Below are 23,278 nucleotides of genomic sequence, written 5' to 3'. Positions count from 1 at the left end.
AGTTTCAATAAGCATCTGGAAACTAGCTTTCATCCTCTTCTCTTTCGACAAAATGACAATAATGGGAATTTGTTTTTTCAGTGGGAAGGTAAAAATTCGCGGGTAAATCTGTTAAGTTGACGAATGGATAAGGTGGTGGGGTATTTCTTTTATAGAATTGGTAACTGCTGTACGGGTAATCTTCCATTTTAGAAACCATAGGGATCTTGGTATTAATTGGATTTCGGTGGATGTATCTACTAACATTGAGGAGATTTTGCGGAATAAGGATAGGGGAACTATTAAAACGTTGCTGAAACACATGACCTACATGCTCATACCTGCGATTGTAGTAATCAGTGTAGCGTTTATTAAAAATACCCATGACCTTCGATATTGAAACTTCTTCCGATTTTAAAAGGAAATGATAATGATTGGTCATAATACAATAGGCACTTATCGAAATTTTAAAATCAGAATGAACCATTGATAAAAGACGGAAAACCTGCCTCATATCTGCTTCATTATGGAAAATATTTTGCCGATTATTCCCTCGCGCATAAATATGGTGATATGCCTGAGGAATCCATACTCTTCTTTTCCTTGCCATATACCTAGTCCTTTCTATTTATTTTTTTGAAAACTATTACACTAAGACACTAGTAGCCCAATCTCCCCCTTCCAATTGAACATTCTAACAATAAAACGATAGATCCACCTGCATTATAAAATATTTTCTAGGGTAAATCCATTTTTTAGAGGGTGACAGGCACCACCCAGAAACTGGATGGTGCCTGTCACCCGGAAAAAATTGTATAACCCATAAATCAACAATTTTTTACAATATTTAAACATTTTATCCATACTATCTAAATATTAGGGATGTAGTATATGCGTTGGAGATAGGATTAAATCTATTAAATTATCGAGGTGGAAAAATGGCTGAGTTGAATCGTAGAAAGTTTTTAACGTATGTAGGAACGGGGATTACGGCTATGGCGGTTGCATCCTCAGGATTAGGGGCGCTTGCTCCACGAGCTGAAGCAAATGGAAAACAGGCTGCATCTCATTTATTCGGCTTCAAGCGTAAAGTTTCTGGTTTAAACTTTACCCCTATTAAACCAACAGACAAGGATGATCTAGTATTGCCAAATGGATTTAGATATGATGTGATCGCTTCATATGGTGATGTGATTAATAAAAAAGGCGATACATTTGGCTATAATAATGATTTCACCTTATACTTCCCTATTAATAATTCTAGTGACAGAGGCCTTTTATGGGTTAACCATGAATATACAAGCGATTTATGGGTAACAGGCAAGAAGGGTATAAATGGAAAATACACAAAAGACCAGATCCAAAAGTTACTTTACAATCAAGGTGGCTCCATTATTGAAGTGTACCGGGATGAAAATGGTCAGTGGAAAATGGATAAAAACTCTAAATATGCTCGTCGTATCACAGGATTAACTCCAATGAAATTAACAGGTCCTGCGAAGGGATCGCAAGCTGTAGGCAATGCCAATACCGTTCAGGGTACGTTTGCGAACTGTTCTGGTGGTATGACACTTTGGAACACGGTTTTATCTGCGGAGGAAAACTATGAAAGCACATGCGAGGATGCTAGTTTAAATGAAACCCACTATGGCTGGATTGTTGAAATCGATCCTTTCAATGAAAAATTTGAACCGCGCAAGCATACAGCTTTAGGAAGATTCCATCACGAAAACTCCGCGATGGGGTTAGCAAATGATGGACGAGTTGTTGTATATATGGGTGATGACAAGACAGATGCCTGTGTGTACAAATTTATTAGTAAAAATAAATACGTACCATCTCGTAAACAAGCAAACTCTGATTTATTAGCCGAAGGAACACTTTATGCAGCCAATATGAAAAAGGGACAATGGGTGGCTTTAACGATCGAAGCAGTACGAGAGAAGGCAAAAGGTAAACCTGAACTTTTAGGGAAATTCAAAACGCAAGCAGATGTACTTGTCAACGCTCATGAAGCAGCGATTTTACTTGGAGCAACCCCTACGGATCGCCCAGAAGATGTAGAAATTAGCCCATTTGATAAGACTGTTTTCATTGCACATACAAATAATTCAAATCATGGAAATATCCACGGACATATCACCCGATTCGTTGAAGCAAATGATGACTTAGGGTCCCTAACATTTGACTTTGAGATTTTCGCAGCTGGTGGTCGTCAAAGCGGATTTAGTGCACCTGACAACTTAACATTTGATTCTGAAGGGAATCTATGGACCGTAACAGATATTTCATCTAGTTCATTAAACAAAGGAGTGCACTCGACATTTAAAAACAATGGGGTATTCGTCATTCCTTCCATGGGAAAAAATCAAGGCGAAGCTTTCCAATTTGCATCTGCCCCTGTAGAAGCTGAGTTAACAGGTCCTAGCTTCACAAAAGATGAAACCACCTTATTCCTATCCGTTCAACATCCAGGGGAAGGAACAGTGGATAAAAATAAACCAACAAGCATGTGGCCACATCGTAAAGGAGATAATCAACCACGCCCATCTGTAGTGGCGATTACCGGATTTAAATATTAATAGCAGGAGGTTCATATGTTACAAAGCATTGGGATACCAGGGTTAATATTAATATTAGTGATTGCACTCATTATCTTTGGCCCTTCAAAGTTGCCAGAGATTGGACGAGCTTTCGGTACAACATTGAAAGAATTTAAAAAATCAACGAGAGAAATTGTTTCAGATGATGAAAAAGTGGAAGTGTTAGAAAAGAAGGAAACAGTCGTAAAATAAGCGTAAATCAAAATTGCTAGAAGAAAAGACCTTCCGTTTCACATAAATGATTTTTATGTGCGACGAATAGGTCTTTTTCTTCAAATAAATGTTGTAGTTTGGGGGGGTATTATGCAAGACATCAATATGAAAGCTGTCCAACATTTTGAAGAATTAAGAAAAAGAATCATGATTGTACTCGTAGCCTTTCTCTTATTTCTCATTGTAAGTTTTGTTTATGTACAAGACCTATACAAGTTTTTTGTGAAAGATCTTCCGTTTAAGCTCGCTGTTTTGGGACCAAGTGAGGTCATTGTCGTTTATTTAATGATTGCAAGTGTCATCGCCATTGCTGCGACCATTCCAGTAGCGGCCCATCAAATTTGGTTATTTGTAAAACCTGCATTAACCGAGAAAGAGAGAAAAGTCACTCTAGCCTATATTCCCGCTTTATTTCTACTCTTTTTATTAGGTATTTCATTTGGATATTTTGTATTATTTCCAATCGTTCTGTCCTTTTTAATGTCGCTAACTGGTGAAATGTTCAATACTTTTTTTACGACAGAGAAATATTTTCGATTTCTGTTACATATGACATTACCTTTTGGCTTTTTATTTGAATTACCAGTCGTCATCATGTTTTTGACGAGTCTAGGTGTAATCAATCCTTATAGACTAAAAAAAATAAGGAAATACGCGTATTTTGTACTCGTAGTTGTTTCCGTTTGTATTACACCACCCGATTTTTTATCCGACGTTCTCGTTATTATTCCTTTAATTTTATTGTATGAAATCAGCGTCAGTTTATCGAAAGTCGTTTTTCGAAAAAGAGAGACCCGTGGAAATAGCGAAGAGGCTTCCATTCAAAATTAGGTGCCAGGCACCATCCATTTTCTGGATGGTGCCTGGCACCTGGATTATTTTGTCTTATTCGCGATTTCGATGGCTTTGTCGGTTTCTTTCGCTGCTTGGTTGAGTGCTTTTTTAGGGTCCATGCCTTGGTACATGTTTTCTAGGGCTGTTACGATTTGTTGTCTTGATTCTGGGAAGACGGTGATGAGTGCTCCTTTTGTTGCTACGGATGGTTTTGTATCATGTAGTTGGTTAACGGTTACTTTTAATTGTGGAAATTCTTGATGTTTTTCTTTTACAATCGGTTCGTCATAGGCTTCTGGGTTGATCGCAAAATATCCTGTTTCCACATGCCATTTTGCCTGACTCTCTGGGGAGGCTAGAAACTTCATAAATTCCCATGCGGCTTTTTGCTGCTGTTGATCGATTCCTTTTGACATCCATAGGGACGCACCCCCGATAATGACTCCTTCACGTTCAGTGTCATCTGCATGTGGGATATAGGCAACTCCGACTTCAAATGGGGCATTTTTAATAATATCTGTTACACCTGCGGAAGAATCTAAATACATCGCTACTTTTTCCGTTTGGAAGGCCGCACGAATATCATCCCAATTCGTTCCGAAATTTCCAAATGTTCCTTCCTTATTCATATCATTCAGGAAGTTAAATACCTGTTGCCCTTCCTTTCCATTAAACAAAGCCTTCGTTGCATCTCCATCTCTTCCATTATCTTCATTTACGTAAAATCCACCTTGTGTTGCGAGTAACTCTTCAAAAAACCAGCCATATGTCAGCATCGAAAATCCGTAACGTTCGGTAGAATCTCCCTTTTTCTTCGTTAATTTTGCCGATGCCCTTTTTACTTCATTAAACGTTTCTGGTGCCTTTTCTGGGTCAAGTCCCGCTTCCTTAAAAGCATCTTTATTATAAATAAGAACAGGTGTCGATGAATTAAACGGCATGGAATATAATTTATGATCAACTGTGTAGTAACTCAAAATATTTCTTTCCAACTGTGTCAGATCATAATTGTCCTCATCAATAAACGATTGGACTGGTTCAATAAATCCGCTATCAATCATATATTTCGTTCCCACTTCAAATGTTTGAACGATCGCCGGGGCATCTTTCGTTCCACCAACACTACGATATTTCGTCAAGAGCTCCTCATAACTGCCTTGAAATTCAGGTTTCACTACATATTGATCCTGGGATTGATTAAAGTCCTCTACAATTTCATTAAGTGTTTCCTCACCTGCACCTGCCATCGCATGCCAAAAGTTAATTTCCGTTTTTCCGTCTTTATTTTTCACTGCACCCGCTTTCTCGTCGGTACTTGAACAAGCTGTCATGATTAGAACACTCATTAATAACGTGAACGTAAGCAAATTCCTCATTAACTTCTTCATCCCCAAAAACCCCTTCCTTTATTTAATCGCTCCTTCAGTTAACCCTTTTTGTAGCTGTTTTTGACCAACAAATAAAAGAATTAATGTCGGCAATATAACGACGATTACTCCTGCCATCACCACCCCCCAATCGGTTGCGACTTCTTGTGATTGCAGTTGCTTCAAACCGATTTGAACTGTTCTAGCTGAATCATTATTTGTAACAAGCAACGGCCATAAATACATATTCCATGTGGTTAAAAAGCTATAGGCTGCTAATGTTATAAGACTCGTTTTTGAAACAGGGAACACCACTTTCACAAAAAATTGAAAACGGCTAAGCCCCGCAATTTGTGACGCCTCATATAACTCTTTCGGAATGGTTTTGAAATGCTGTCGAAGCAAAAACGTACCGAATGCCAAAGCAAAGAACGGAACCGTCAACCCTTGATATGTATTCATCCATTCCAACTTCTGTATCGTCTGGAAGTTTGGAATCATCGTGGCTTCCCAAGGAATCATCATCGTGGAAATAAACAGAAAAAAGACGAGATCTCTTCCTTTAAAAGGAATAAATACAAAGGCATATGCCGCCATACTGCACACCATCACTTGTCCAATCATGACGAAAAATGAAACAAGAAAACTATTAAATAAATAATGGAGTAAAGGGAGTCGCCCAAATGCCTTTTCGTAATTTTCAATCGAAAAATGTTCGGGAAAAAACTTTCCTTGCAAAATTTCTCCCCCAGACATAAAACTAATCATGAAGGCATACAAAATAGGAAAAAACACGACAAATGCTGATAAAATAAGCAATCCATATAAAAAAATCGGTTTCATCCATCTCATTGATAATGCACCTTCTTTTCACCCAGCTTGAACTGAAAGATTGTGGCAATAAAAATAAAAATAAATAAGATCACCGATTGAGCACTAGCCGTACCGAACTGATAATGGATAAAAGCATCTTGATAAATGGAATACACAATTAAATTGGTCGCCTCAGAAGGACCGCCTCTCGTTAAAATATCAATTTGGCCAAATGTTTGAAAAGCATTAATCAATGAGATGGTAATGATGAAAAACAATGTAGGAGAAAGCATCGGAATCGTAATTCTTCTTAGTTGGTAAAAATAACTTGCACCATCTAATTTTGCACTTTCGTATAAATGTTCATCTATATTTTGCAGCCCCCCTAATAAAATAAGAAAGGAAAAACCAAGATTAAGCCAAATGGTAGAAATGGAGACAGAGAGAAGTGCCCACTCTGGATCTAGTAACCATTGAATTTCTTTTATTCCAAATACCGATAAAATTCGATTAAAGACGCCGACACTAGGATGAAATAAAAATAGCCATACAACAGATGAAGCGGCAACTGAAATGCTCATTGTGGAAGAGTAAATGGTTCGAAAAAAACCAACTCCCTTTAACTTTTCATTGGCTAGCAAGGCCAAGAATAAGGAAATAAAAATCGTGGTTGGAACTGTATAAAGAACAAATAAGATCGTCGCCTTTATACTTTTTAAAAATGTTTCAGATTGCAGTAGATTTATATAATTATCCAAACCGACAAAAAGAGCCTCATTTCCTTGCTGATCGGTCAGGAAAAAACTTAAGTAAATCGTTTTGAACATGGGGTAGAATACAAAAGTAGAAAATAAAATAATGGACGGCAATAAATAAATGAAAGCGGTTCTAAAATTCGCTGTTCTATCCCAAATCGTCCATTCGTAAGATAGATTCATATTAGTGGAGGAATTTGCTGCTGTTTTCACCCCATCACCTCTTTCTGTACAAATGTTGGCTGATTGAATCGAAGCGATATATTTTCTCCAGTTTTCCTATCGAAAAGATAAAGATCTGCAGCATCTATCACGATGGGAATCATTTCACCTTCTCGAACATTCCATTGACCATTCCATTTCGCTTTCCATTCCTCCTCCCCCATTTCAAAACTGATAATCGTTTCATATCCGAGAATTTCAACGTTGGTCACCTTTACAAGGAAGGTATTTTCTATAGATGATACTTCTTCATTCATGCGGATTTTTTCCGGGCGTATCCCTAATTTAATGTGGTTTGATCTGACATGTTGAATGGCTTCCCTCGGGACCTTTATACGATACTGATGATTGAGACTGATTTCAGCAGTTGAATGTAGGATGATCCCGTTGATTAAATTCATGGGAGGGGACCCGATAAAATCAGCCACAAATAGATTGGCTGGTTCATTATAAATGTCGATAGGACGACCCAATTGTTGAATGGTTCCTTTGCTTAAAATCATCATGCGATCCCCCATTGTCATCGCTTCCACTTGATCATGTGTCACATAGATCAACGTCATCCCAAATTTTTGTTGAATTCGCTTAATTTCCGCTCGCATTTTTGCCCGTAACTTTGCGTCTAAGTTTGATAAAGGTTCATCCATTAAACAGATTGGGGACCGGCTCACAATCGTTCTAGCTAATGCAACCCTTTGTCTTTGCCCACCGGATAATTCACGAGGTTTCCTGTTCAAATATTCGGTCAGTCCAAGTAAATCAGCCGCTTCTTCACATCGTTGATTTCTTTCACTTTTACAAACTTTTTTCGCCTTTAACCCAAAAACGATATTCTCTTCTACTGTTAAATGTGGATACAGGGCATAGTTTTGAAAGACCATTGACAACCCTCTCTTGCTTGCCGGAAGATGATTCACTTCTTCATTTTCAATTTTCAAGATACCACCCGTAATTTTTTCAAGCCCTGCTATCATTCGAAGCAGCGTACTTTTCCCACAACCAGAAGGACCGACAATCACAAAAAATTCACCTGGCTCAATGGTCACATGAATATCTGATAGCACATGACGTTTTCGATCATAAGACTTTGAAATATTCACCAAATCAATTCTCTTCATCATCCACACCCCCTCGAAGTTTCTTCCATTGTACAGAAGGAGTGTAAAAATTGCGTTAACCTGTTGTAAAAGATTTACAAACGGTGCCAGGCACCATCCAAAATTTGGATGGTGCCTGGCACCTCGTTTACTTAATCACTTTTAATATTTCACGAAATTCAGGGATCTCGGCAGACTCCATTAGCTCGTATAAAGCCATTTCAACACTTGTTGGAAGGATTCCAAGAGCTTTCATCTTCTCAAGCCCAATTTGTTTGTTTAACAGAGTACGAGATGATACGCCATCTTCCACAACCTGCACCTCGTAACCTACTTCTTTTAATTCTGCACAAGTTTGATAAACACAAATATGCGTTTCAATGCCACCAACTAGAACTTGGTTGCGGCCGAGTTCCTTTAGCTTTTCCCGAAACTCCTCATTTTTCCACGCACTAAATGACATTTTACTAATAGGCGTAAGAGCAGTTAAATGTTGGGATAATTCCTCAACTGTTGATCCTAATCGATCAGGGTTTTGCTCCAACCAAATAATAGGAACCCCAAGCTTCTGCAGCCCTTTAATTAATTGCTCTAATTTCTCCATCATCAACGCACTTTCATGCACAATACGAGCCAACTTCCCTTGAACATCCACCAACACAAAAACCGTCTTCTCCCTTTTCAACATACAGAATCTATCTCCTTCCCATATTTTGCAAGGTGCCAGGCACCATCCAGAAAATGGGGATTTTTTCAAAAAAAGAACAGGTTCTGTAGTTTTCTTTACAGATCCTGTTTTTTATAAGTTTTGGTGTAGTTTATTATCGGTTTAAATGGGGATTGGGAAAATTGTCAGCGGGTTATGAATTTCTGTATTTTTTTGATTGTTATCACAATCCCATAACTTGTAAGTAAGGATAAAATCGGATACATGATCATTCCATATCTTGGTATTGTCAAAAACAAGTTGGAACAGAAAATGTACAATATTAAGACATATACTAAATAGTTTAATGGACGGTGTTTCCGATAGATAAAAGCGAAAATAAAGCTTGAGAATACTAAGAATAAATTTTGCCATTTAAAAAAGGAAAATAATCCTTCAGGAAGAAAATCTCGATAAGGGCCAATTCCATCTGGTACTAGATCGCTATTCATAAATAACCATATCGTTTTTCCCACAGTAAACCAGGCAAAGTATAAAGGAAAGTCATTAGCAAATCCTTCCCTTATTCGTTGCTTTCCATACTCTTCCAAGCTCATTCCTGATTGTTTAGCTTGTTGTACAACTTCTCCCCCATCTTCTAAATAAAATGGGTTTGTCCCATTTAACAATGGGCTTCCAGCATGCGAAGAAAATAAATAAGGTTCCCCAAATTGATATATATTCCTAGCTACCCATGGTGCCATAATAAGTAATGGACCAATACACCATATAAAACCAATTTTAATTCCCTCACGCCACCCTTCTCTTCTCAATATGATTGCCCACCCTATTAGGAGTAATGGGGCTGGAGTTGGACGAAACATTATAAGAATAGAGGCAATGACTCCAAATAGAATATGGTAGCGTAAATGGTTGGACCGTATCGCCAAAATAAAAATAGCTAAGCTTAATACAAAGAAGAATAAAGATGGAATCTCTGTTAATGCTGTACGAAAATAATGAAACGGGGCAAAATATGTACAATATAGTAATGTTGCAATAAAACCAATCCATCTATTCTTAAAAAGTTGAATCCCGATCAAGTAGATTAATACAGCAACTAATATATTTATTATCATATTAGCTAAACGGTATAATAATATATGATCCGTATTCAACCATTCCGCTGTTTTAAAAATAGCTGCTAAGTACAATGGTTGACCTGGTGTCACATAAGCATTAGACTCTGTTGCATTATAACCATATACCCCATCATGTATTAGTTGCCAGGACATCTTAGCATATAGCGACGCATCCCGAGATCCATAAAATGAAATATCTGATGAGGGGGTTGTTTGCATAAACGTTTTCCCTGGATTCCCCACTAAAAACCAAGTATTAACAATAGCAAAAAAAATGATCACAATAACAAACGGGAGATGTCCTATAAAAGATTTTTTGAAACGTTCTTTATTTCGCAATTAAAAACACCCCAACCATAATAATAATCATCCCTAGCCATTGCGTTGGTGTGACAATTTCTTTAAAAAGGACAACCGCAAAGATTGCCCCTAAAATATAGCTTAAACTTTGACTTGGGTAAGCAACACTTAATGGAAGTTTGGACAAGATGACGAGCCAAAGCCCTGTAGCTAACACATATAGTGCGGCTCCACCCAGGAAGAATGGGGAAATCACTAATGAAAAAATGGTTGAAACATTCCAATCTGTTATTCCAGATACCGCCATTTTCCACAATATTTGCCCTGAAACGAGCATAAGTATATTCATAAGTAACATTAAGTAGATCATAGTTCTTGTCTTTTCCTTTTCTCTAATTCTTCCTTTAAAATCGTGTAATCTTGCGTAAGTTGTGTCATTTCTTTATTTAATTTAGAAACTCTCCTTGTTAAATCAAAAATAATTAACAAGGCAAATAATAACCCAAATAAAAATAACAATGATGGCGGATAGTATACGTTTAACCAACCCGCTACAGTATTCAGTAAGTTGTCACTAATGCTTAGAAAGGCCATGATGATACAAGTTACGATCCATAGAAGAGAATATTTCGTCTCTAATACCCCTCGTCGAACGGATTCAACTACAATAATAAATAATATAGCGACAATGGCAAATGATAACCAAGTAATTTTCATTTCGTCTACTCCTTAATTAGTTTTTGCATGAGAATAGACAACGTAACCTTAAACATATAGTAAACCGATTTGAACGGCGTAATAGAGGAAGAACCACCTTGGCGTTCTTTCATATTCACTGAGATTTCTTTTATGTTAAGTTTTTTTCTATGCAAAAATAGAATCACTTCTGGTTCAGGATAGTCTCTTGGGTATTCCTCAGCAAAAAGTTGTATAACCTTCTGATTAATAGCACGATATCCCGAGGTTGCATCTGTATATTTTTTTCGTGTGAGTAAAAAAAGTAAAAATTCAAAATAGTAAATCCCCATTCTACGGAAAGGGCTTCCAGAGTAATCGGTTTGCTTGACGAATCGTGAGCCAATGCACATATCACATTCACCATTGATAATCGGTTTGATTACAGTCATCAAATCTTCTTCATTATGCTGGCCATCTGCATCAAATTGCACTGCTATATCATAATGATATTTCGCTGCATATTTATAACCTGATTGGACAGCGCCTCCTATCCCCAAATTAATAGGCAGATCCAAAAGAATAACCTCTTCAAAAGAACGGACGATATCCGCTGTTCGATCTTTCGAACCATCATTTACAACACAAATATCAACAAAAGGAAGATGCTTCTTTATATTTAGCAGCTTATTTAATGTTTGTTTGATTGCTGCTTCTTCATTATAGGCTGGAACAACAATTAATACTTTGTACGAATCCAATGTCTTCATGCTTATATCCTCCTAGGGGATTCTCTATCTTTACTATCTTACATTTTTTTAGTACGTACTTCAATAAAACCAAGTCTGCTATTTTTGAACAAAAAAGATCTTCTACAAAAGGGGGCCTAACTTATTAGACGACCAGCGAAAAAAATACGCTGACCGTCTAAATAGGCACCTACTAATTTTTATTTTGTTAGTATTCGATATAAAAATGCACTGAATTGTGCTCTTGTCACTTTGTTGTTCGGCTTAAATGTTTTGTCCGGATATCCAGTTGTAATTTGATTAGATGCAAGCGCCTGTATTTCAGAAAATGCCCAAAAATCAACTGGAACATCTTTAAATACTGGCGTTGTTTCTCCTTTTAATTCGTAAGCACGTGCTAATATCGCTGCCATTTGTCCTCTAGTTAATAGGTCGTTCGGATTGAATTGGGTTCCTTCTTCATTTCCTTTCATTATGTTCGCATTTTCAACAGCTGCTATTTGATTAAAATAAAGAAAGTCTTTGGTTACATCTTTAAAGCCAGGATCACTAACCGCATTTACAGGTAAATCTAATACTCTCATTAGCATGACGGCGGCATGTGCTCTTGTTAAGAAAGTTTCTGGTTTAAATAAACCATTTTCATATCCTGAAATAACATTTCTCGAAGCTAAATATTCAACTTCCTTTTTCGCCCAATGGTCGGATAACACATCCTCAAACATTGGCTCAATAAACTGATCATCATATTCAGCTTGCAATTTATCTAAATAAATTTGCCCACTTCCTTCTTTATTTGGGTCAGTTTGGGCGACATATATTTTTGACAGTTTAATTGGCTGTTTAATGTTTGATGGAATTTCCGCACGTACGTACTTCCATCCATTCCAATCTAAACCACCATTCTCCGTAAAGTCGATTGGTACTACTTTCCCGTCTCCGTCAATAATTTGGCCTCTCAACCAATTTCTTTTTCCATCTCCATACACCCATAGTCCTATTTGTTTTGGTAATCCTAATAAGGCAACTGGCTGTTTTAATACCGCATAAGCAGCTGCTGTCCCTTCAGTTGGTTTAAGATGATAGTTTAATAGTAAAGAAGATTTTCCATCTCTATACGGTGCTTTTGTTCCTGGGAATTCAACTTGAGCATCTGCTCGAACACCTTCTGCAGTCCAAAGCTGACTATTTTCAAAACGGTCGATTGATACTGATGATTTGACAACATGAACTGTTGTTTCTACTTTTTCCCCTTTATAAGTAGCCTGTACTTTTCCTGTTGCATGAACATCATTGGCTTGTAAAATTCCACCCGCCTGCATCGCGCCGATCCCATTCGTTGCCCACCATCTAACATCATTAGGATTAATGACAACTTCTTTGCCTCCATCAAACACTTTTAATTGGAACGATTGTTTCTCTTTTGCTCCAATAACTGTGTTGCTTGGAGTAATTTCCATCTTCATAGGTTGAGGAATGACAGTAATCGGAACCTTCCTCATCATCCCATTAATTTCTCCAATAATAAAACCTGTCCCAGGTCTTTCTGCCATAAATTGATTTCCATTCATTCTACCGATATTTCCCTCAACACGTAATTTCATTCTTGCAGGATCAATTGTGACCTTATTCAAGAAGGAATCTAGACCCTCCGCTTGAACAGATACAGAAGATCCAACTGTCACCTTAGAATTAGAGAGTTTCATATCTAATGTCACAGGTTCACCTTTAGGAGAAGTATTTAATACTTGTAGAATGGCTGATACTCTTCTTTCAGATTGATCAGAAGGGGAATTGACAACCTTGGGATATGTATAACCCCGTGGACGGGCAACCATCGTTGTAGAACCACCCCCATCAAGGTTCAAGGCTTGATATGCACCGATACTCACCAAATATTGAGCAAACTCAGATAAAGTCATTCCATTACTTTTCCCCTTGTTTCGTCCATCTACTGTGACAAAAAATACTCGTTTTCCAGTACGATCTACTGCTACTGCTGTTCGGGGATTTCTAGACTTCGCTCGGCTACTATTCGGGTTAATCGTCATATCAACTTTTCCATTCTTCACAAGCATAGGGCCACTTGCCAGGATAAACTTCGAGTTTCTCCATTTTGATTCCATATCAATATTCAGTGCTATTCGATCCCCCGCTCTCACCTTTGCCAACTGTGAAGATTGTTCTGTCCCATGAACAGAAATAACATACCCATTTTTAGGAATAACCGAATCTCCATTTCCATACGGTCGAACCGCCTGAACAATACCTGTTACTGGCTTCCCTAACTCTACACCCGAGTCTAGTGGGGTAGAAAGGGAGGAAACGACAATTTCCATGCCATATCGATTTGCCCGTGTACTTGAATAACTGTAGTTTGGAGTATAGATGACCGTCTCTCCAGCACCTCGTTGCTTATTAATAGAAGATACCGGATAACGTATACCGTTGATTTCATATGATGCATTATACTGAAATGTATCTATTTGAGCGGTTCCATCATTTTTTACACCGAAAGCTGTAGGAATGCTCATGTATTCATCAGACCCAGTTGATATAACGCCAAATGTAGAAACCCGATTATGATCTACTAATAAATACGCTGGTAATCTACTACTGAAATGGAAAAAAGAAGCATTTATAGCCCCTACTACACTTTGATTTCGATTCGTATTTTTCCTGACAGCAGATGATACTGTATCTAATGAATTTAAGGGATTAGGAATACCTACACCCACGTTAATTTCCGGTCTAGTTAAATCAATATTCAACCTATTTCCCATTTGAATTTGAGAGTTTATATAAAATTGCTCTTTCTGATAGTCTACACCAGGTGTGACGATGTATCGCTCTTTCACTGCCGCTTCTGCCATAACCCCAATGCCTAGTAAAATAACAAATACTAAACTAGCTGCTATTTTTTTACACAAAAATACCCCTCCTTAATGTCCACAATAAAAAATGACTCTCCATCAAACAAGCATACTGATGAAATAAGTCATAAAATTGGAATGAAATCTCATTATAGAAATTGACCATCATAATTATATCAATAATCTACCAAAATATCCTATAATAATCTAATATTCTTGTATTTTCCCTTTATATCATTATGATAGATGGAAGAAATACAGACAAATTTCAACATTTAAATAGGCAGTCTTAATAAAAATAAACCTTTCTGTACACTCATTAATTTGAGTTCAGAAAGGTTTTAGCATTGGAATCTCAAGCACGTTTGAAACGTAGTTTGCCGACGAGCATCTCTACGGAAGTGACTATACCATAGGAGACAACTAAACACATGACAGGAATGATAAAAGCTCCATAGCGTCCCACTGGTATAAACAAGTTCGAAAGGCCAATATAAATCAAAATGATGATCAATAAGACTAAAATAGAACGATTTTTATGATAAATAAACCCAAACGCAAAGGCCCCAACGACAATCAATAAATGTTGGAAGTTAATAAGCTTTTTCACCATAGGACTGAAGAAATTATAGTAATTACCGATTGGTTCAGCCTGGTGAAACATTACAGCAAATTTTCCAACTGTAAACCACGAGAACCATAAAGGGAAATTTTCAGTAAATCCGTTCTTAATACGGCGTATTGCATATTCTTTATCTGTTATTCCTAATTCATTCAATCTAGCTAAGATTCCATCGAAATCCTCTAAGAAGAAAGGATTCGTTCCCCCTAGCAGTGGATTCCCAGAATGACTTGAAAATAAAAAAGCATGTTGAAACTGGATATAGTTTCGAATCACCCAAGGTAACATCACGATAAGTGGTCCTACACACCATATAAAGCCAATTTGAATCGCCTTTTTCCAACCAAATTGGAAAATTAAAATCAACCAAACCAATAATAAAATAGGTGCAGGTGTCGGACGAAACATTAAGGTAATCGATGCGATGATCCCAAATAACACATGGTATCTCCATTGATTTTTTTTCACTGCCAACACATAACAAAAAATAGAAAAGATAAAAAAGTTAATCGCTGGGCTTTCCGTTAATAACGAACGGAAAAAATGTAAAGGTGCTAAGTAAGTTCCATATAATAAGGCCGTTAAGCAAGCCATCCATTCATTTTTAAATAACATTTTTGCAGTTAAATAAAGAGCAAAAAGAGCAAGCATATTTAAAATCATATTAGAAATTTTCACTAAAAATAGATGATCAATATGGAGGAAATCAGCTAAAAGGATATTCCCGGCTAAATAAATCGGATGCGATGGAGTTACATACGCATTAGGCTGATCGGCATTATACCCATAATAACCATCATATACAAGCCGTTGGGCCATTTTATCATATTCTCCTGCGTCTCTACTTCCATACTTATCAAAAAAACCCGGATGCTCTACAAGAAAGAACAAATGTAAACCAAAAGATAACAGCATAATAAGGATTATTGGGAGATACTTTTTCTTCATAATGAATTTTCCACTCTTTCGTGTTATAAGTAAGTCCTTATTATACATATAACTTCCAACAATATAAAGGCAAAGGAGGAACCATTCTAGTATAATTTTACTTGTATGTCTATTCAGGTCGAATTTAGCGTTTACCTACTGTTAAAGATATTGTATTCTATAAAGTGGAACTATCATCAAGAATGGGAATAATCATTGATGAGGGAATATTTTAGAAATCAGAATAGGAAGGAAATCATGCTACCATTACAAAAGAAAAACCATGAAAAAATAATACTAGCTTTTTTTTATTTTATCTCGTTACAACCAATCATTGATGTTTTAACTACTTTTACTATTGTTCAACTCCATTCTAGTGCAACTGTTGGAATCGTTATAAGAATGATCTACATGCTTGCCAGTTTGCTTTTTATGGCTTCATTTTACAAGAAAGTACCTTTTGCAAAATGGGCAACAATTTATGTGGTTATTTGGGGAATTTTTGTATTAGGGAATTTAGGAATTAACTTTTCTCAAAAACCAAATTTTGCGCTTTTCGATGAAATTAAATTTTTTATCAAAATCAGTTATTTTAATATTGTATTGTTAAACTTTATTTTTATATACAAATACTTTTCCAACAAAGATTCACTCTTTAAATTCTTTTTGCGCAATATTGTATGGAGTGCATTAATCATTGGCTTAGTCATGCTCATCTCCATTCTGACAGGAACTAGCTTAAAAAGTTACCAATGGACAAAAATTGGTTTTACCGGATGGTTCTTTGCAGGAAATGAAATAGGTGCAATCCTCGCTATTATACTGCCAATTGTTACCTATTTTGCCATCATTAGAACAAATAACATCCAAACTTCTTATTATTGGATTCCAGTTCTACTTTCAGGTTTTTCTCTCATTATGTTAGGGACAAAAGTCGGTCTAGGGGCTTTATTTATCACATTATTCATGGGCTTACTAAGCGTAGTTGTCGCCATGTTTAGAAAGAAAATGCCAACTGCCAACCTTAAGTTAAATGCTCTCGTTCTATTTTTCCTTATTGTTGTGATTGCGATCAGCACACCGTTCACTCCAGTATATAAAAATACCTATTCACATATGGAACTTATTGGAATGGATACGGATAAAGCAGACGATCCTCAACCAAAAACAAAAGAGGAAAAGAAAAAGGAAAAGGAAAAAAGCAAAAAACAAGTAGAAAGCCTTATACTTAGTAGTAGAGATATTTATCTCAATAAATATAAAAAGTATTATCAATCTTCCCCAGTTTCACAAAAAATAATGGGAATGGGATATGCAGGAAATTACAAAAAAGAAGCGAAAATGATTGAAATGGATTATTTCGATATTTTTTATTCCACTGGTCCAATAGGGACAATCCTTTATTTCTTTCCACTAGTCTTTTTATTTATTTATTCTGCTGTGTGGGCGCTTAAACATTTGGCGGATGTCTTTCTACCAAAAAACACAATGCTTATTTCTAGTATTGTACTAGGATTAGGGATTGCTAATTTTGCAGGACATGTCTATACCGCTCCGGCTGTTAGTATTTATTTAGCGGTGATCATCGCCTATTTCTACTATGATATTAAAAGTACTTCTAAAATTAAGATATAAGTAAAAAACCAGGTATTCTGTAAGAAATACCTGGTTTTTTTATTAAAACATAATCTTAAACATATCAGCTTAATACACTCATAATATATCCAATAAGAATTCCTAGTCCAAGTCCTCCCATAATTTCAACTCTATTATGTCCTTGTCTTTCTCTCAGTTTCTTTTTACCATTAAAAACATGTTCATTTAGAGTTTCTGCATGTTTTCCAACAGTACGTCTAATTCCCTTAGCATCAATAATCGTAATAAAAAGAAACGTTAACCCTAATCCAAATAACGGGGTTGTAAATCCCTCGCGAAAACCGATTAGCATAAGCTCACTCGCTACTACTGTTGTATGGGTACTGGGAAATCCCCCATTTCCAACTAAACTCAGTGCTTCTTTTCCAAATCGAATATAATTAATAATGAATTTTAGCGTGCCTGCGATAAGCCATGCAAGAAATGGCGTTATGATATACAGTATAGTCATACTCTCCACCTAACCAAAATTTTAGCAATTTTACGATCTTGAAATAAAAATAATTCCTATCATAATAAATACCATGCCTATAATCCGGTTCATACTTAATGATTCCCCAAATAAATAATAGGAAAATACAAAGACCAAAACATAACCAACACTCACCATTGGATAAGCATAACTTAATTCTACTTTTCTTAAAACAACCATCCAGACCAACGCACTAAGTCCGTATAAGAATAGACCTGTTATGTTAATCGGACTTAAAAAGTTCATAATCTCCATCGATTTCGGTTGATCAACTGTTTTCACCGCTCCATATTTCAAAACAATTTGTCCCATAGAACTAAGGAAGACAGAGAATAAAATCAGTAAAATATTTTTCATTTTGTTCACTCTTTCAATCCAATTAATCAAAAAAATACAAGATCATAAACACAGTAATAGCATATAAACCAACTGTTACTAAAATATGTCGATCTTCAAATAATACTTTCTCAGGCGAGCCCCCCTTATCCTCCATATGAATTAAATAGAGATAGCGGAAAATCCCATATATAACAAGAGGAATCGTCCACATTAATTGAATTGTCCGTCCTGAAAAGAAAGTAAATAATGAATAGCTAATAATGGTAGATGTCGCAACAATTGTATTTAATTGATCCAACAATTGCGATGAGTAACTTTCTAATACTTTTCGGTGTGTCCCCTTGTCCTTATTTAATAGTAATAGCTCATGTCTTCTTTTACTTATGGCTAAAAATAGCGAAATTAACATTGTACAAAGAAGAAACCATGGGGTAAATGGAACCTGAATCACAATTCCACCACCAATTGCACGGAAGACAAATCCCATTGCAATAATCATAATATCCATGATAACAACATGCTTCAGTTTCAAGGAGTAAAGCAAGTTTAAGATAAAATAGGCTAATAATAACAACATAAAAAAGGGATTTAGTATGTATGAACCAATGAGCGAACCTATTAATAAAAAAAGACCAAAGCAAATAGCCATATACGGGTTTAACCGACCAGAAGCCATTGGCCTATGTTTCTTTATGGGATGCATACTATCTGCTTCTCGGTCCATGAAGTCATTTAGGATATAGACACACCCAGAAACGAAACAAAAGAGAAAAAAGCCGACGACTGATTGAATAAATGATAGTAAGGTAACAATTTTCAAAGAAAAAATAGGCGCGGCAAATATAAGTAAGTTTTTCGTCCATTGCTTTGGACGAAGTTGAATAAACAGCAAACTAATGGTCTCAAACTTTTTTTTATACACGGTTTCCATTTTTCACCTTCACCTTATATTGCAACTATGGTATTTTAAATGAGAGAAAAAATCGCTTCAACATAAGTATACATTATATATAGTAGGCCATTATTTTACTTTAATATAAATGAATAGCCCTTGTCTACAATGAGAAGATTAAATTTACATATGGAGGATATTAGAATGCTTTATGATTTTTATAGGAAAAACAAACTAGCGATTTGGTTTACTATCATTTCCTACTTGCTATACACTACTTTAACTATTTTCTACTATTTAAAAACAAATGTATTTTATAACACAGGGAAATTCGACATTCTCTTTGATAGTGACACAGGTATTATTTTCAAAGGAGATTGGTTTTATGGAACAGCAGCCGATTTAAGGCATTTTTTATTTCGTAATTTTTTGTCTCCTTTTGTATTCCCTATCAAACTAATCTTTGGGACCGATGCATTACAAAGCCACCCAACGATATATGGTTTATACCTAGCACAGATTCAAACGCTATTCATGTCCGTTAACACTTTTTTTGTTATGAAAATACTAAATGACTTTGCCGTTACGTTGAAAGTAAAAATATTAATTGGAATCATTTTCATCCTTTCTTGGGAACAGATCTTTTTCGCACTGAATATTGAACGGTATTTCTTAGGTCAATTTTCACTATTATTATTTTTATTCTTAGTTCAAACCAAAAAAACTCAATCAGCTTTTCATAGTGCCTTAGCAGGAATCTTACTAATTGGGACGACCATCACAAATATATACCTTTATTTTGCGCAATTATTACTTGAGAAAATGTCTTGGTCAAAGAAAATCCAACATCTTTTTATTTTTTGTGCACTCTTTTATTTTGTTCTACTATTCGGTGGGGGTGGACCTCACATTTTAGATGCCTTTCATTTCTTCAATGATTATACAGGCAAATTTACAGATAAATATTCTTTATTAGAGTTACCTGGAAAAGTCTTTACCAATTTACTTTACCCAGCCATTTTTCCACCGCTAATTGATGAGTCGATACGTGATGCCTTTTTCCAATCTGGACAAGTAAAATGGCTACCATCTTTCATTGTCGCTTCCATTTTATTGATTAGTATTTATACTATTTGGAAGAAACGTAGAAATCGATTTGTGCTTCTACTTGGTTCTATCTTATTGGCCACACTTGTATTACATGGAGTAGCTCAATTTGGTTTGCGCAGTGCCGCTTTATATAGCACACATTTTAACTTTGTATTTATTTTATTAGCTGGAATATTCTCTACCCTTTTAACAAAAGAAAAACAAAAGTGGTTTACAGTTTTCCTCACTTTATGGCTCATCGTAAACCTTTTTGAGACCACGCAACTTTTTGCTAGTATTTATGATTTGGGAATGAAATATTACCCAAGACCTTGATTAGAGTATCATTTAAGAATCTTTGCTTCAATATTTTGGAGCAGAGTATTTTGATTGACAAGCGTAAATTACATGATGAAAAAACTCCAAAAATTAAACACATGAAATAGATGGTATTCACTCCCCAACACTGGTAATATAATCTATAAATACGATAATGGGGGGACTATCTCATGATCATCGTCACAACTGAAAAAATTGCCAATTACAAAATTACTGAAATTAAAGGTCCTGTTTTCGGATTAACCGTAAGAGCTCGAGGCATTGGAAAAGATATTGTCGCTTCATTAAAAGGCCTAGTCGGTGGGGAGATTAATCAATACACTGAAATGCTTGAAGATGCGAGAAAACAAGCCATTGATCGAATGGTGGAAAATGCCACAGCAATGGGGGCAAATGCCATCATTATGATGCGATTCGATTCAGGAGAAATCGGTCAAAATATGAGTGAAATCGTAGCATATGGAACAGCTGTCACAGTGGAAAGTGAGTAGACAAAAATGGAATGGGTTTTGGGCTATTTCGGGATACAACTCTTCATTCTGATCATTTTAATCATTGGGTCCTGGCTTATTTGGGACCGTCGTTTTAAAAATAAACATGGAAATAAAATTCCTCCAGGATTTATCCGTACAAATGAAGTATCAATTGATCCCACAACGAAAAAGAAACTAGTTGTTTACTACAATAAAGAAACAGGTGAAAGGTTTTATAAGGAAGATTAATTTATATATAGAATAAGGGAGATTGTTTCTAAAACCGCTCCCTTTTCTATGCCTAATTAAAAACAGGCTTATTATTGTAGCAGATCAAAAATATCCAGAGTGTAAATCATTCACATCTAAAAGCTAACATAAAAAAACTAATCCCGACTTTAAGGATTAGTTTTTTGAGTTTACGCGCCTTAGAGGATTCGAACCTCTGACACACGGCTTAGAAGGCCGTTGCTCTATCCAGCTGAGCTAAAGGCGCATTTTAATGTGAAACTTCATTCAGGGGGAGTTCTTCACCCTTCACCTATCTTCTTTGTTTCAAAATCATTTTGAGGTGGAGATTTTACTGCCCGTTAAGGCGGGATAAATGCAAAATCTCGTTATAGAAGCCAAACGAAGTCTCTTCATTTCTTCAGTACTTTCCGTAAAATGACTCCGCAGGTAGGATTCGAACCTACGACCGATCGGTTAACAGCCGATAGCTCTACCACTGAGCTACTGCGGAATAATAAATAATTCGATATGGTGGGCCTAAGTGGACTCGAACCACCGACCTCACGCTTATCAGGCGTGCGCTCTAACCAGCTGAGCTATAGGCCCATATTATTTGGAGCGGGTGATGGGAATCGAACCCACGACAACAGCTTGGAAGGCTGTAGTTTTACCACTAAACTACACCCGCATTGAACGTTAAGAGTATAAATGGCTGGGCTAGCAGGATTCGAACCTACGAATGACGGAGTCAAAGTCCGTTGCCTTACCACTTGGCTATAGCCCAATAAGATATGGGGCGATTAGTGGGAATCGAACCCACGAGTGTCGGAGCCACAATCCGATGCGTTAACCACTTCGCCATAACCGCCATAATAAGAAATACATAATTAAATACAACAAGTAAATGAATGGTGATTACTAAATGGTGGAGGGGGGCAGATTCGAACTGCCGAACCCATAGGGAGCGGATTTACAGTCCGCCGCGTTTAGCCACTTCGCTACCCCTCCATTTAAATGGCTCAGGACGGAATCGAACCGCCGACACAAGGATTTTCAGTCCTTTGCTCTACCGACTGAGCTACTGAGCCTTCATACTCCATGTAAAAATATAAAAAGTGGCGGTCCGGACGGGACTCGAACCCGCGACCTCCTGCGTGACAGGCAGGCATTCTAACCAGCTGAACTACCGGACCAATAATTGCGGGGGCAGGATTTGAACCTGCGACCTTCGGGTTATGAGCCCGACGAGCTACCGAACTGCTCCACCCCGCGACGATTAAAGTATAATAATTCGATAAACTAATTTTTCATCACCGAAAGCTTGTCCTAACTTTGGAAAGTCTAATGTAATCAGAACCATAGAATAAACTGCTTACTCGACCTCGATGATAAAATCATATAATAGCTAATGGCGGAGGAAGAGGGATTCGAACCCCCGCGCGGTTTAACCCGCCTGTCGGTTTTCAAGACCGATCCCTTCAGCCAGACTTGGGTATTCCTCCGTACACATGGACCCTGTAGGACTCGAACCTACGACCGGACGGTTATGAGCCGTCTGCTCTAACCAGCTGAGCTAAGGGTCCACTGCGAAATCTATACTATTATAGCGGTGGAGGGAATCGAACCCACGACCTCACGGGTATGAACCGTACGCTCTAGCCAGCTGAGCTACACCGCCATTTTTCATTACTATGAAGTCTGCTGAATTAACCCATTCATTCCTTTGTGGAAAATAGGTGTTTACAGCTAAAATCTTCACAAATGACCCGTACGGGATTCGAACCCGTGTTACCGCCGTGAAAGGGCGGTGTCTTAACCGCTTGACCAACGGGCCAACAAAAATTTGGCAAAATAAATAACCCCAACTAAGGGGTATTGCTTGGCAACGTCCTACTCTTGCAGGGGGACAGCCCCCAACTACCATCGGCGCTGAAGAGCTTAACTTCCGTGTTCGGTATGGGAACGGGTGT

The 23,278-nt window shown here is 36.9% G+C and carries 22 protein-coding genes, 14 tRNA genes and 1 rRNA gene; 7 read left to right on the top strand and 30 right to left on the bottom strand.

Annotated features, from left to right (window positions below; translation table 11 throughout):
• Positions 1-22 precede the first annotated feature (22 nt).
• Positions 23-589 carry a transposase gene (locus J2S13_RS16890; protein ID WP_370873996.1) on the bottom strand — a complete coding sequence of 189 codons (567 nt, stop codon included), beginning with the start codon at positions 587-589 and terminating at the stop codon, positions 23-25.
• A 328-nt stretch (positions 590-917) separates the two neighbouring features.
• On the opposite strand from J2S13_RS16890, the gene J2S13_RS08310 reads away from it, so the two are divergent.
• The 3 genes from J2S13_RS08310 to tatC all read left to right on the top strand — a co-directional run bounded on the left by J2S13_RS08310 (position 918) and on the right by tatC (position 3,626).
• A complete protein-coding gene (locus tag J2S13_RS08310) occupies positions 918-2,561 on the top strand; it encodes a PhoX family protein (protein WP_307257269.1) in 1,644 nt (547 codons plus the stop codon).
• 15 nt (positions 2,562-2,576) lie between these two features.
• The gene (gene tatA, locus J2S13_RS08305; protein ID WP_307257268.1) at positions 2,577-2,774 is read left to right on the top strand and encodes a twin-arginine translocase TatA/TatE family subunit; all 198 of its coding nucleotides are present in this window, start codon (positions 2,577-2,579) and stop codon (positions 2,772-2,774) included.
• A 111-nt stretch (positions 2,775-2,885) separates the two neighbouring features.
• Entirely contained in the window at positions 2,886-3,626 is a 741-nt protein-coding gene (tatC, locus tag J2S13_RS08300) for a twin-arginine translocase subunit TatC (RefSeq protein WP_307257267.1), read from the top strand.
• A 44-nt stretch (positions 3,627-3,670) separates the two neighbouring features.
• Here tatC and J2S13_RS08295 read toward each other — a convergent pair whose 3' ends face one another.
• The 11 genes from J2S13_RS08295 to J2S13_RS08245 form a co-directional block, all read right to left on the bottom strand.
• Positions 3,671-5,017: an ABC transporter substrate-binding protein gene (locus J2S13_RS08295; RefSeq protein ID WP_307257266.1), complete on the bottom strand. Its 1,347-nt coding sequence runs from the start codon at positions 5,015-5,017 to the stop codon at positions 3,671-3,673.
• Between the two features lie 18 nt (positions 5,018-5,035).
• Entirely contained in the window at positions 5,036-5,848 is an 813-nt protein-coding gene (locus J2S13_RS08290) for a carbohydrate ABC transporter permease (RefSeq protein WP_307257265.1), read from the bottom strand.
• The gene (locus J2S13_RS08285; protein WP_307257305.1) at positions 5,845-6,747 is read right to left on the bottom strand and encodes a carbohydrate ABC transporter permease; all 903 of its coding nucleotides are present in this window, start codon (positions 6,745-6,747) and stop codon (positions 5,845-5,847) included. Before J2S13_RS08285 ends, J2S13_RS08290 begins: the two co-directional genes overlap by 4 nt.
• Before the next feature lie 26 nt (positions 6,748-6,773).
• A complete protein-coding gene (locus J2S13_RS08280) occupies positions 6,774-7,904 on the bottom strand; it encodes an ABC transporter ATP-binding protein (protein WP_307257264.1) in 1,131 nt (376 codons plus the stop codon).
• Positions 7,905-8,031: 127 nt separating this feature from the next.
• On the bottom strand, positions 8,032-8,571 hold the full coding sequence (locus J2S13_RS08275) for an isochorismatase family protein (RefSeq protein ID WP_307257263.1): 540 nt from the start codon (positions 8,569-8,571) through the stop codon (positions 8,032-8,034).
• A 164-nt stretch (positions 8,572-8,735) separates the two neighbouring features.
• Positions 8,736-10,010, bottom strand: a complete 1,275-nt coding sequence (locus J2S13_RS08270) for an ArnT family glycosyltransferase (protein WP_307257262.1) — start codon at positions 10,008-10,010, stop codon at positions 8,736-8,738.
• Positions 10,000-10,341: an EamA family transporter gene (locus tag J2S13_RS08265; protein WP_307257260.1), complete on the bottom strand. Its 342-nt coding sequence runs from the start codon at positions 10,339-10,341 to the stop codon at positions 10,000-10,002. The genes J2S13_RS08270 and J2S13_RS08265 overlap by 11 nt, the downstream gene beginning before the upstream one ends.
• On the bottom strand, positions 10,338-10,688 hold the full coding sequence (locus J2S13_RS08260) for a DUF2304 domain-containing protein (RefSeq protein WP_307257259.1): 351 nt from the start codon (positions 10,686-10,688) through the stop codon (positions 10,338-10,340). Before J2S13_RS08260 ends, J2S13_RS08265 begins: the two co-directional genes overlap by 4 nt.
• A 5-nt stretch (positions 10,689-10,693) precedes the next feature.
• A complete protein-coding gene (locus J2S13_RS08255; protein ID WP_370873995.1) occupies positions 10,694-11,416 on the bottom strand; it encodes a glycosyltransferase family 2 protein in 723 nt (240 codons plus the stop codon).
• Positions 11,417-11,595: 179 nt separating this feature from the next.
• Positions 11,596-14,325 (bottom strand): phosphodiester glycosidase family protein, encoded by a 2,730-nt coding sequence (locus J2S13_RS08250; RefSeq protein WP_307257258.1) that lies wholly within the window; start codon positions 14,323-14,325, stop codon positions 11,596-11,598.
• 298 nt (positions 14,326-14,623) lie between these two features.
• On the bottom strand, positions 14,624-15,709 hold the full coding sequence (locus tag J2S13_RS08245; RefSeq protein WP_307257257.1) for an ArnT family glycosyltransferase: 1,086 nt from the start codon (positions 15,707-15,709) through the stop codon (positions 14,624-14,626).
• A 366-nt stretch (positions 15,710-16,075) separates the two neighbouring features.
• On the opposite strand from J2S13_RS08245, the gene J2S13_RS08240 reads away from it, so the two are divergent.
• Positions 16,076-17,452, top strand: coding sequence for an O-antigen ligase family protein (locus J2S13_RS08240; protein WP_307257256.1), 1,377 nt, complete (start codon positions 16,076-16,078; stop codon positions 17,450-17,452).
• Positions 17,453-17,516: 64 nt separating this feature from the next.
• Here J2S13_RS08240 and J2S13_RS08235 read toward each other — a convergent pair whose 3' ends face one another.
• From J2S13_RS08235 to J2S13_RS08225, 3 genes are read right to left on the bottom strand one after another with little or no spacing between them, the layout of a single operon-like run.
• On the bottom strand, positions 17,517-17,924 hold the full coding sequence (locus tag J2S13_RS08235; protein ID WP_307257255.1) for a divergent PAP2 family protein: 408 nt from the start codon (positions 17,922-17,924) through the stop codon (positions 17,517-17,519).
• 30 nt (positions 17,925-17,954) lie between these two features.
• Entirely contained in the window at positions 17,955-18,302 is a 348-nt protein-coding gene (locus J2S13_RS08230; RefSeq protein WP_307257254.1) for an EamA family transporter, read from the bottom strand.
• A gap of 22 nt (positions 18,303-18,324) precedes the next feature.
• Positions 18,325-19,215: a decaprenyl-phosphate phosphoribosyltransferase gene (locus J2S13_RS08225; RefSeq protein ID WP_307257253.1), complete on the bottom strand. Its 891-nt coding sequence runs from the start codon at positions 19,213-19,215 to the stop codon at positions 18,325-18,327.
• Between the two features lie 165 nt (positions 19,216-19,380).
• Between J2S13_RS08225 and J2S13_RS08220 the strand changes: the two genes are divergently transcribed.
• The 3 genes from J2S13_RS08220 to J2S13_RS08210 all read left to right on the top strand — a co-directional run bounded on the left by J2S13_RS08220 (position 19,381) and on the right by J2S13_RS08210 (position 21,326).
• Complete coding sequence (locus tag J2S13_RS08220) at positions 19,381-20,601, top strand: DUF6080 domain-containing protein (protein ID WP_307257252.1); 1,221 nt, start codon at positions 19,381-19,383, stop codon at positions 20,599-20,601.
• A 173-nt stretch (positions 20,602-20,774) separates the two neighbouring features.
• Positions 20,775-21,095, top strand: coding sequence for a YbjQ family protein (locus J2S13_RS08215; protein ID WP_307257251.1), 321 nt, complete (start codon positions 20,775-20,777; stop codon positions 21,093-21,095).
• 6 nt (positions 21,096-21,101) lie between these two features.
• Positions 21,102-21,326, top strand: a complete 225-nt coding sequence (locus J2S13_RS08210) for a hypothetical protein (protein WP_307257250.1) — start codon at positions 21,102-21,104, stop codon at positions 21,324-21,326.
• Positions 21,327-21,499: 173 nt separating this feature from the next.
• On the opposite strand, the gene J2S13_RS08205 is transcribed toward J2S13_RS08210, so the two are convergent.
• The 15 genes from J2S13_RS08205 to rrf form a co-directional block, all read right to left on the bottom strand.
• Positions 21,500-21,573, bottom strand: a tRNA-Arg gene (locus J2S13_RS08205).
• Between the two features lie 174 nt (positions 21,574-21,747).
• Positions 21,748-21,819 (bottom strand) — tRNA-Asn (locus J2S13_RS08200).
• Between the two features lie 18 nt (positions 21,820-21,837).
• Positions 21,838-21,914: transfer RNA gene (locus J2S13_RS08195), tRNA-Ile, on the bottom strand.
• 8 nt (positions 21,915-21,922) lie between these two features.
• Positions 21,923-21,996, bottom strand: a tRNA-Gly gene (locus J2S13_RS08190).
• Between the two features lie 21 nt (positions 21,997-22,017).
• Positions 22,018-22,092: transfer RNA gene (locus J2S13_RS08185), tRNA-Gln, on the bottom strand.
• A gap of 8 nt (positions 22,093-22,100) precedes the next feature.
• Positions 22,101-22,176, bottom strand: a tRNA-His gene (locus J2S13_RS08180).
• Between the two features lie 55 nt (positions 22,177-22,231).
• Positions 22,232-22,316, bottom strand: a tRNA-Tyr gene (locus tag J2S13_RS08175).
• A 7-nt stretch (positions 22,317-22,323) separates the two neighbouring features.
• Positions 22,324-22,396, bottom strand: a tRNA-Phe gene (locus J2S13_RS08170).
• Positions 22,397-22,424: 28 nt separating this feature from the next.
• Positions 22,425-22,501, bottom strand: a tRNA-Asp gene (locus J2S13_RS08165).
• A 5-nt stretch (positions 22,502-22,506) separates the two neighbouring features.
• Positions 22,507-22,580: transfer RNA gene (locus tag J2S13_RS08160), tRNA-Met, on the bottom strand.
• A gap of 137 nt (positions 22,581-22,717) precedes the next feature.
• Positions 22,718-22,810 (bottom strand) — tRNA-Ser (locus J2S13_RS08155).
• Positions 22,811-22,817: 7 nt separating this feature from the next.
• A tRNA-Ile gene (locus tag J2S13_RS08150) sits at positions 22,818-22,891 on the bottom strand.
• A gap of 21 nt (positions 22,892-22,912) precedes the next feature.
• A tRNA-Met gene (locus J2S13_RS08145) sits at positions 22,913-22,986 on the bottom strand.
• Positions 22,987-23,070: 84 nt separating this feature from the next.
• Positions 23,071-23,142: transfer RNA gene (locus tag J2S13_RS08140), tRNA-Glu, on the bottom strand.
• A 43-nt stretch (positions 23,143-23,185) separates the two neighbouring features.
• Positions 23,186-23,278: ribosomal RNA gene (rrf, locus tag J2S13_RS08135) — 5S ribosomal RNA — on the bottom strand; the annotation flags it as partial.

This window comes from Oikeobacillus pervagus, assembly GCF_030813365.1.
In the GTDB taxonomy this organism is placed as follows: domain Bacteria; phylum Bacillota; class Bacilli; order Bacillales; family DSM-23947; genus Oikeobacillus; species Oikeobacillus pervagus.
The sequence above is the reverse complement of the archived record's forward strand: the minus strand, read 5'-3'. Positions and strand labels throughout refer to the sequence as shown.